Raw genomic sequence first — 8325 nt, 5'->3', positions numbered from 1 at the left:
GCCCGGAACCCAGGCCGGAAGACGACGTCTCCCGATCGACGTACCCGGCCATCAATCGAAAAACGACATGCCCGCCGCGCGTCACTGCGCAACGGGCACGTCGTTTTGATGGGGGCTCCTTCTCTGCCTCAGGCAGAGCCACGGAAAGAAAAACAGATCCGAAGAGACCGATCTCTTTCCTTCTTCCCAAGCCCTAATCCTTGCGGTAATGACAGCCGAGGCTCTGCTTGTTCCGAAGGGCGGCCTGCGTGATGAGATAGGCCGTCTGGCAGCCGTGGAAAAGGTGCACGAGGGACTGTGAGAGCGGCGTGTGCTTGTAGAAGTCATGCAGATGACTGGCCAGATCCCGCAGATCGGCAAAGGCACGGCGCAGCCGGCTTTCCGTACGAATGATGCCCACGTAGTTCCACATGATGTGACGTATGGTGGCCCAGTCCTGTGCAATGAGAGCAGGATCGTCGTTATGCTCGTTGCCGGGATGCTTCCAGTCCGCGATTTCGGAGAAGATGCGGGAATCGAAGTTTTCCGAGGCAATGCGTCCAGAAATGTCCCGGCCTGCGGAAATGCCCCAGAGAAGCGCTTCCAGAAGCGAGGTGCTCGCCAGACGGTTGGCGCCGTGTATGCCCGTGCAGCTGCATTCGCCCACGGCATACAGTCTGTCCAGGGTGGTTCTGCCGCGCAGATCCACCAGAATGCCGCCGCAGAAATAATGCGCCACGGGCACGATGGGCAGAGGCTGCGTGCGCATGTCTATGCCGATTTTCCGGCAGCTCTCGAACACGGTGGGGAAACGGCGGGTAACGTCGCATTCCAGCGTGGAGCAGTCGAGCAGCATATGATTTTCGCCGGTGGCCAGCATCTCGCTCACAATGGCCTGCGACACGATGTCGCGGGGGGCCAGATCGCCTCTGGAATCGTAGCGGCTCACGAAGCGTTCGCCGTGACTGTTGACCACGTGCGCGCCCTCTCCGCGCAGCGCCTCGGTGAGAAGAGGAATCTGCTGAGCGTGGTTGAAAAGGCCCGTGGGGTGGAACTGCATGAACTCCATGTTGGTCAGCCGCACGCCTGCACGATGCGCCATGCTGATGCCGGATCCCGTAGCCCAGGGGTTGTTGGTGGAGTACAGGTACACCTGGCCCACGCCGCCCGTGGCGAGCACGGTATGCTCGGCAAGGTGAAGCTCCACTTCCTGCGTGGCCTCGTTGAAGGCATATGCGCCGAGGCACTGATTGGTAAGCTGATAATGCCAGGCCGTGGAGCGGGCATGGTGCTCGGAGGTCACGAGATCCACGGCAGAACGGCCGCCGAGCACGGTGATGTTCGGATGCTCTGCCACGGCCGCGTGAATGTGCTCAATGATGCTTCTGCCCGTATAGTCCGCGCAGTGTGCGATACGGGGAACGGCGTGGCCGCCTTCGAGCGTCATGTCCCAATTGCCGGAATCGTTGCGGTCAAAAGGCACGTGCAGCTTGTCGATGAGCATGCTCTGCACGGCCTCGCCGCCGTGTTCGGCAAGAAAGCGCACGGCCTCGTCGTAGTTGTAGTCATGACCGGCCACGAACATGTCGTGCTGAAGGGACTTCTGGTCTTCCGGATCGGTGGAAAACACGATGCCGCCCTGAGCCATGATGGAGTTGCCGCCGTCCAGCTCTTCGGTGGGCATGAGAAGATGAACGTCAAACCCCTTGTCGGCCATGGTGAGCGCAGCCGCGCAGCCGGCAAGGCCCGAGCCGATGACAAGAACCTGTGAACGATAACGTAATGAATTCATACAGCAACGCCTGAACTGCGGCAAGCCCGCAGCAGCGAATGGATACGAAGCCGTATCCTGTTTCAGAACGCCTTTCTGCCGGGGAGACCGGCATTGCTGCCCCGACGCCGTACGGCACGGCAAAAGGCGCCTCTTTCACGCCCGAAGCCCTGCGGCAGGCCCGAAGCGCGCGTCAAAGACGTGCAGACGAAGCCTTCGTGCCGACCGCAGGCCGAAGACTAACGGCAGTTTTCGAGCATGCGAACCAGAGACTCGCGGGCGGGAGCCTTGAGGGCTTCGTCCACATGAACCTCGCCCCGTCCTTCCTCCAGCCCTTCCAGGGTGGCCAGCAGTCGTTCGGCGGTCACCTTTTCCATGTCGGCGCAGGTGGCCTGCGCCAGAGGAATGATGTTGATGCGTCCGGCGTGCCTCTCCATGAGACGGCGCACCAGATGAAATTCCGTGCCGATGCACAGCGCGGCCTCTCTGCCTTCGGCGGCTGCCTTTTCCGCCTCCTTGATGAGATAGGCCGTAGAACCCGCGCCGTCGCTGCGCTCCACCACTTCGGGGCTGCATTCAGGATGCACGAGCACGCGGCAGCCGGGGAAATGACGGTGGAAGGCGTCGACCATGTCGGGCTTCATGAGCGATTCATGGATGGGGCAGCAGCCCGGCCAGAGCAGAAGCCGCGCACTCTGCACCTCGGCCGTATCCAGATTGTCGTGAACGATGTCGAGAACGACCTGCTTCTCCTCGGGAATGCCGAGAATTCTCGCCGTATTGCGGCCGAGATTGCGGTCGGGCAGAAAGAGCACGGTCTCGCCCCGGGAAAGCGCCCATTCCAGCATGACCTTCGCATTCGAGGAGGTGCACACGGCGCCGCCGAATCGTCCCACCACGGCCTTCACGGCCAGCGAGGAATTCACGTACGCCAGCGGCACGACCCTGCGGCCGGAGGCGGTCAGCCTTTCCAGAACGCGTTCCACGTCCTCAGCGCGGGCCATGCGCGCCATGGCGCAGTCGGCCTCGTGATCGGGCAGGAACACCCGCTGACCGGGACGGGCCAGCAGGCAGGCGGATTCCGCCATGAAATACACGCCGCAGAACACGATGTTGCGGGCCTCGATGTCCGGTATGCGGCGGGCGAGTTCGAGAGAGTCTCCCACGATGTCGACATGACGGACGATGTCGTCGGACTGATAATGGTGCCCGAGTATGACGAGATCGCCGCCGAAGCGCCTTCTGAGCTCTTCAATGCGTGCTTCCGTCGAACCGGACGCGCAGGTCTTGATATCCATAAGCAAACCTCAGAGGTTTCCAGAGCCTTCCGCCCCGGGAGAATACAACGTTAGCCTCGCTCCATCTTCATGCTGAAGTCGGCGGAAGGCGCGGAATGCGTGATGCGCCCCACGGAAATGAAGTCGGCCGGACGGGTGCGGCTGGCAAGCGCAAGTTCCCGAATGGTCTCGAGCGTCACGCCTCCGCTTATTTCAGCCTCAATGTCGCGGGGAATCAGGGGAAGAACCTCGGCAAGCTGCTTCGGTCCCATGTTGTCGAGCATGATGCGTTCAGGACGGCAGGCCACGGCCTCGCGCACCTCATCGGCGTTGCGGCACTCCACCTCAATGGGCGGACAGGGCTGATAGCGGCTGCGCAAAGCTTCCACGGCCTTCGTGATGGAACCGGCCGCGTCGATGTGATTGTCCTTTATCATCAGCATGTCCGCAAGGTTCATGCGGTGATTGACGCCGCCCGCCACACGGACGGCATATTTTTCCAGATAGCGGTGACCGGGAAGGGTCTTGCGGGTATCGAGCAGCCGCACGCCGGTACCTTCCAGCCGCTCCACATAGGCGCGGGTGAGATCGGCCACGCCGGAAAGATGGGTCATGAGATTGAGAATGACGCGCTCGGCCTTGAGCAGCTGAATGGTGTGCCCGTGCAGACGTGCCACCACGGTGCCCTTTTCCACAAGGCTGCCTTCCTCCACCTCGGCGCTCCAGGCGTCGGGCTGCATGCCTATGATGGAAAGCACCAGACTTATGAGCGGCAATCCCACGACCAGCGTGCGTTCCTTGGCCACGATATAGGCTTTTGACTCTTCCGCGGGAGGAAATATGCCGAGACTCGTCAGATCGGGCCCGTCTTCCTCCAGCGCCATGCATATAAGCCGTGCGGCAAAGTCGCAGGCCGTGTCGGAAAAAGCCGCCGCAGTGTCGGCAGGAATGACGAAGGGGGGATCAACATGAAGCTCGGGAAAGCTCTGCCCGGCCATATTGGAGCTTGCTCCTGCGGCCTTGGCGTGATATTCAATATCGTCTTTGGACATGTCCGCCTCTTTACTTCTTCCGTTACGGGATAGTTCCCGAAGCAGATATTTTCCACACAATGGAGTGAAGTAACAGGCTAGGCGACCTCTCGCGATTCGTCAAGAGTGTTTGGGGAGAATACAGGATATGAGTAAAAAAACACAATCACAAGCGGATACGAAAACTGCCTCCCCCATCATCTCCTCTTCTGCCGAACGTTCATCCCTTGAAAAAAAGACGAACGCCTCCTCTGTTGCGGAATTTTCCGGAGAGTCGCAGCCTTCCAGGAATGAAAGTTCTCTCAAACCAGTTGAAAAGACAGGCAATTCATCAAAATTACAGGCCGGAGTGCCGGAGGGCGACGCTTCCGGAATGAGGGATAAGGAACCGGCTTTCTCCTCCCCGGACGCGGAGACTGCCGCGAACGTCCGGCATGATGAAGGCTCTGCGCCAAAAAAAAATGAGCATGGAGAAGGCGGCGAAGAGGAAGATCTGTCCCTGTATGAAACAAGCGCCCAGGAAGCCGGACTCGAGCTGTGCGGCAGCGACATCGACAGCGAAGACTTCGTACATCCCGCCGACCGGGCCGAACATCTTGAGCAGCTTCCGCTCAACAAGCAGCTTTGCGTGCTCACGCATCTGCCCACCGAAGAAGCCGCCGAAGCCCTTGCCGAACTCGACGAGGAAGTGGCCGGCGACGTTCTGGAAAACATGGACGCCGACGACGCCGCCCGCCTCATTGCGGAAATGGATCCCGACGACGCGGTGGACATTCTCGACGAGGTGGAAGAGGGACACCGCGACATTCTGCTGAGCAACCTGCCCGCCGACGACGCCGAAGAGCTGCGCATGCTGCTCAGCTTCGACCCCGACACCGCCGCAGGCGTGATGAATACGGACATCATCATGGTGGCCTCAAGCTCCACGGTGGACGAGGCCATTCTGCTCATCCGCAGCGAGCTGGAAGAAAAGGAAATGCCCTACTACGTGTACGTAGTGGACAGTCAGGAAACGCTTGAGGGCGTCATTTCCCTGCGCGACCTCATGCTGGCGCGCCCCGGCACGCTGCTGGCAAGCATGGTCAACAAGCAGGACGTCATTTCCGTGCAGTACGACACCGACAAGTCTGAAGTGGCGCGTCTGCTCGGCCACTACAACTTTCTCTGCCTGCCCGTGGTGGACAGGGAAGAACACCTCATGGGCGTGGTCACGCACGACGACGTTCTCGATATCATTCAGGACGAGGCAAGTTCGGACATGCTGGGCATGGTGGGCGCCGGTCAGGATGAGAACGTGGACACGCCGTGGACGCGTTCGGTGCGCATTCGTCTGCCGTGGCTCATCATCAACATGTGCACCTCCTCGCTGTCGGCCTTCATCGTCTCCATGTTTGAAGGTTCCATCGCGCAGATGGCGCTTCTTGCCGTGCTCATGCCCATGGTGGCCAATCAGGCCGGCAACACGGGCCAGCAGGCCCTTGCCGTCATGATCCGTCAGCTCGCCACGGAAAGCTTCGATGCCAGGCGCTCCTGGGGCGCGGTGTTCCGGGAAAGCAAGATCGGGCTCGGCACAGGCATTTTCATGGCGCTCTTAGCCTACATCGGCGTCATGTTCCTCAGCCACAACAGCATGCTCGCCACGGTCATGGGCATAGCGCTTCTGCTCGACATGCTGCTCGGTGCCGTGGCAGGCGGTGCGATTCCGCTCGTGCTGCGCGCCCTCGGCCGAGACCCCGCTCAGGCCTCCAGCATCTTCCTCACGGCCCTCACCGACTCCGGAGGATTCTTCATTTTCCTCGGGCTGGCCACGGTGTTTCTGCTGTAGGCATAAGGCTCCGCTTCTCCGCACTCCCCTGCCGCCTTCCGTACGCACGAGAGGCGCTCTTTCCGCACGCTCTCACGCGAGCGCTTTTCTTCTCATCCCTCAGGCATCATGAAAACCGACATGCTGCGTGACGGACGCGAAGCTCGCCCCAAAAGCCGCATCTGGCAAAGGCCTGCTGCCGATGCAGGCTTCAGGCATGGCATGCGCGGCAATCAGCGTCCCGCCTCCGTCATGGGCGCGGCGCAGCTTCCGTTCTGCCTCTTCCCGGGCATGCCAGCTGTACTACGCGTCCTCCCCGGCCGCGGCCACTCTCCGGCTTCCCGCATCGTTTTCTCCGCCCTTCAAAGGGTCCGTTTTTCTCCTCTTCCCCGGGCCGTACCTTCCTGCTGCAAGCGCAGCGTTTCCCTCATCCGTACCGTGATTTTCCTCCAAATCTGTGGAATAAGGGTATTTTTTTATATATTATTCTGAAATTATTAATCTTTTTCAAAAAAAATGATTGATCTTTGCCTTATAAAAATTTACCAGTCTTTCTCAAGACGCGTCTAAAAAAACCATTTATTTTAGAGGAATACGTAAGTATACGGAAAATCGGTAAAAACCCTTTCTCCTACCGGATTCGTCCTTTCTCTGGCGCTGGTGCTGGTACTGGCACCCGTAGCAACCGACATGTATCTGGCTTCCATGCCGGACATTGCCGGGTATCTTCAGGTTTCCTACGCAAAGGTGCAGCTCTCGCTGAGCGTTTTTCTGCTGGCTCAGGGCGCGGGCCAGCTTTTCTGGGGCCCCGTCATCGACCTCTTCGGACGGAGAATCCCGCTGCTGTCCGGGCTTGTGCTCTTTGCCGCCAGCTCCTTCTGGGCAGGCTGCTCCGATACGCTGGGCATACTGATACTGAGCCGCTTTCTGCAGGGACTGGCGGGTGCTCTTCTGCTGGTCATAGGCTTCAGCAGCGTCAGCGACGTGGCCCGTGGAACAGCTGCCGCAGGCATTTTCTCCGTTCTCATGACCGTGGAAGGACTGGCCCCCATCTTCGCTCCCGTGCTCGGCGGCTTCGTCGACGAATATCTGGATGGCGGGCCGTGCTGTGGACAAGCTCGGCCATGGCTATTCTGGCCCTCATCAACAGCATTCTTCACCTTAAGGAAACGCTGCCGCCGGAAAAACGCCTTCCCCTGCACCCCGCCTCCATTATGAAAACCTACCTCACCATCACCTGCGACAAGGGCTTTCTTCTGCCCACGCTGGCCCTTTCGGCCGTCTTCTTCTACCTTTTCGCCTATATTGCAGGGGGCGCGTACCTCTACCAGAGCATCTACAACCTCTCTCCCGACACCTTCGGGCTTATCTTCGGCATCACCGGCGGCGGCATCATGCTGGGCGCCGTGGCCAGCGGCCGCCTGGCCAAAAAAACAACGGTGGGACGTACGGCCAGACTCGGCGTTACGCTCATGGGGCTGGGAACCCTGATGGCCATGGCAGGCCACCTCTTCACAGGTTTTCCCGGAATCATGGCCGGTTTTCTGCTGGCCATGTTCGGCATGGGCATGGCGGAACCCATGCTGGTTTCTCTGGCCATGTCCTCCCAGAAGAGCGCGGCAGGATTCACGGCCGCGCTCATGGGGGCCTGCCATCTTCTGCTTTCGGCCTTTGCCACGCCCCTGTCGGGCTTCCTTCTGCCCGTCAGTTCCGTCGGCTGGTTCATCTTTCTCCTGTTCTCCGCCCTCGGAGCGCTGGCCATTACCGTGATGGCCTGCCCTGCAGAGAAAAAACGCTGATACGGCTGGCGTCTCCCCGGAGCCGGGCATCTTCTGCAGCGCGGGCACGCTCTGCGGAGGATCCCCTCCGTTCCGCAAATTCCCGGACATCATTGCGGATCATGGTCAGATACCGCGCCATGTTCTCCCGTACCGGGGCGGAAAGCTCCATGCTCCACGCCGTCACGTTGAGGGGTTCCATGCCCGCCACATGCAGCAGGGGATGCCTGCCCCGCAGAGCGGCAAGGTCCAGCGCATCCAGCAGCTCGCACTCGTGGAGGGAAAGCCCTCCGCGCTCCGCCCTCACCAGTTCCCGGCGCGAAAGCCGGTACAGGGAACCGGGTGCGCCTCCCGCCATGACGGCATCCAGCGCCACAATCACATCATAGCCCTCAAGCAGGGAAAAGCAGTCCGCCAGCGACGTGCCGAGTTCCAGCATGTCCACCCCCGTCAGCCCTTCCCCTGCCAGACGCCTCAGCGCATGTACGCCGAGCCCGTCGTCGCCCATCAGAACATTTCCCATGCCGAGCACCAGAATGGACACCGCTCCTTTTCCCTCCTGTTTGCCGCATCATGAACGGACGGTCAGAAAAGCGCCATGATAAAACGAGTCAGGACCACCCGTAAAACGGGTGGCTTGTTCAGCCCTGTAAGGGCTTGTTACTTACTCGCGCCTTAAGGGCGC

5 protein-coding genes and 1 pseudogene are annotated in these 8325 nt (G+C 60.3%); 2 read left to right on the top strand and 4 right to left on the bottom strand.

Annotated elements, in window-relative coordinates; all coding sequences use genetic code 11:
* Nucleotides 1–193: 193 nt before the first annotated feature.
* The 3 genes from nadB to nadC all read right to left on the bottom strand — a co-directional run bounded on the left by nadB (nt 194) and on the right by nadC (nt 4079).
* Nucleotides 194–1771: an L-aspartate oxidase gene (gene nadB, locus Q0J81_RS09360; protein ID WP_294447404.1), complete on the bottom strand. Its 1578-nt coding sequence runs from the start codon at nt 1769–1771 to the stop codon at nt 194–196.
* Between the two features lie 218 nt (nt 1772–1989).
* Entirely contained in the window at nt 1990–3048 is a 1059-nt protein-coding gene (gene nadA, locus Q0J81_RS09355) for a quinolinate synthase NadA (protein ID WP_294447402.1), read from the bottom strand.
* Nucleotides 3049–3098: 50 nt separating this feature from the next.
* Nucleotides 3099–4079 (bottom strand): carboxylating nicotinate-nucleotide diphosphorylase, encoded by a 981-nt coding sequence (nadC, locus tag Q0J81_RS09350; RefSeq protein ID WP_366937523.1) that lies wholly within the window; start codon nt 4077–4079, stop codon nt 3099–3101.
* Nucleotides 4080–4431: 352 nt separating this feature from the next.
* Here nadC and mgtE point away from each other — a divergent pair, with 352 nt between their 5' ends.
* A complete protein-coding gene (gene mgtE / locus Q0J81_RS09345; protein ID WP_294447400.1) occupies nt 4432–5883 on the top strand; it encodes a magnesium transporter in 1452 nt (483 codons plus the stop codon).
* A 669-nt stretch (nt 5884–6552) separates the two neighbouring features.
* Nucleotides 6553–7661 (top strand): annotated as a pseudogene (locus Q0J81_RS12335) (MFS transporter).
* Here the strand turns inward: Q0J81_RS12335 and Q0J81_RS09330 are convergent.
* Nucleotides 7624–8184: a hydrogenase maturation protease gene (locus tag Q0J81_RS09330; RefSeq protein ID WP_294447395.1), complete on the bottom strand. Its 561-nt coding sequence runs from the start codon at nt 8182–8184 to the stop codon at nt 7624–7626. The pseudogene Q0J81_RS12335 and the gene Q0J81_RS09330 overlap by 38 nt on opposite strands.
* Nucleotides 8185–8325: the final 141 nt, after the last annotated feature.

The organism is uncultured Mailhella sp. (assembly GCF_944324575.1).
Lineage (GTDB): Bacteria > Desulfobacterota > Desulfovibrionia > Desulfovibrionales > Desulfovibrionaceae > Mailhella.
The sequence above is the reverse complement of the archived record's forward strand: the minus strand, read 5'-3'. Positions and strand labels throughout refer to the sequence as shown.

Excerpts from the sequence above, each read along its gene's own strand:
- nadB (WP_294447404.1), bottom strand. The coding sequence starts at position 1,771 with ATGAATTCATTACGTTATCGTTCACAGGTTCTTGTCATCGGCTCGGGC.
- nadC (WP_366937523.1), bottom strand. The coding sequence starts at position 4,079 with ATGTCCAAAGACGATATTGAATATCACGCCAAGGCCGCAGGAGCAAGC.
- nadA (WP_294447402.1), bottom strand. The coding sequence starts at position 3,048 with ATGGATATCAAGACCTGCGCGTCCGGTTCGACGGAAGCACGCATTGAA.
- mgtE (WP_294447400.1), top strand. The coding sequence starts at position 4,432 with ATGAGGGATAAGGAACCGGCTTTCTCCTCCCCGGACGCGGAGACTGCC.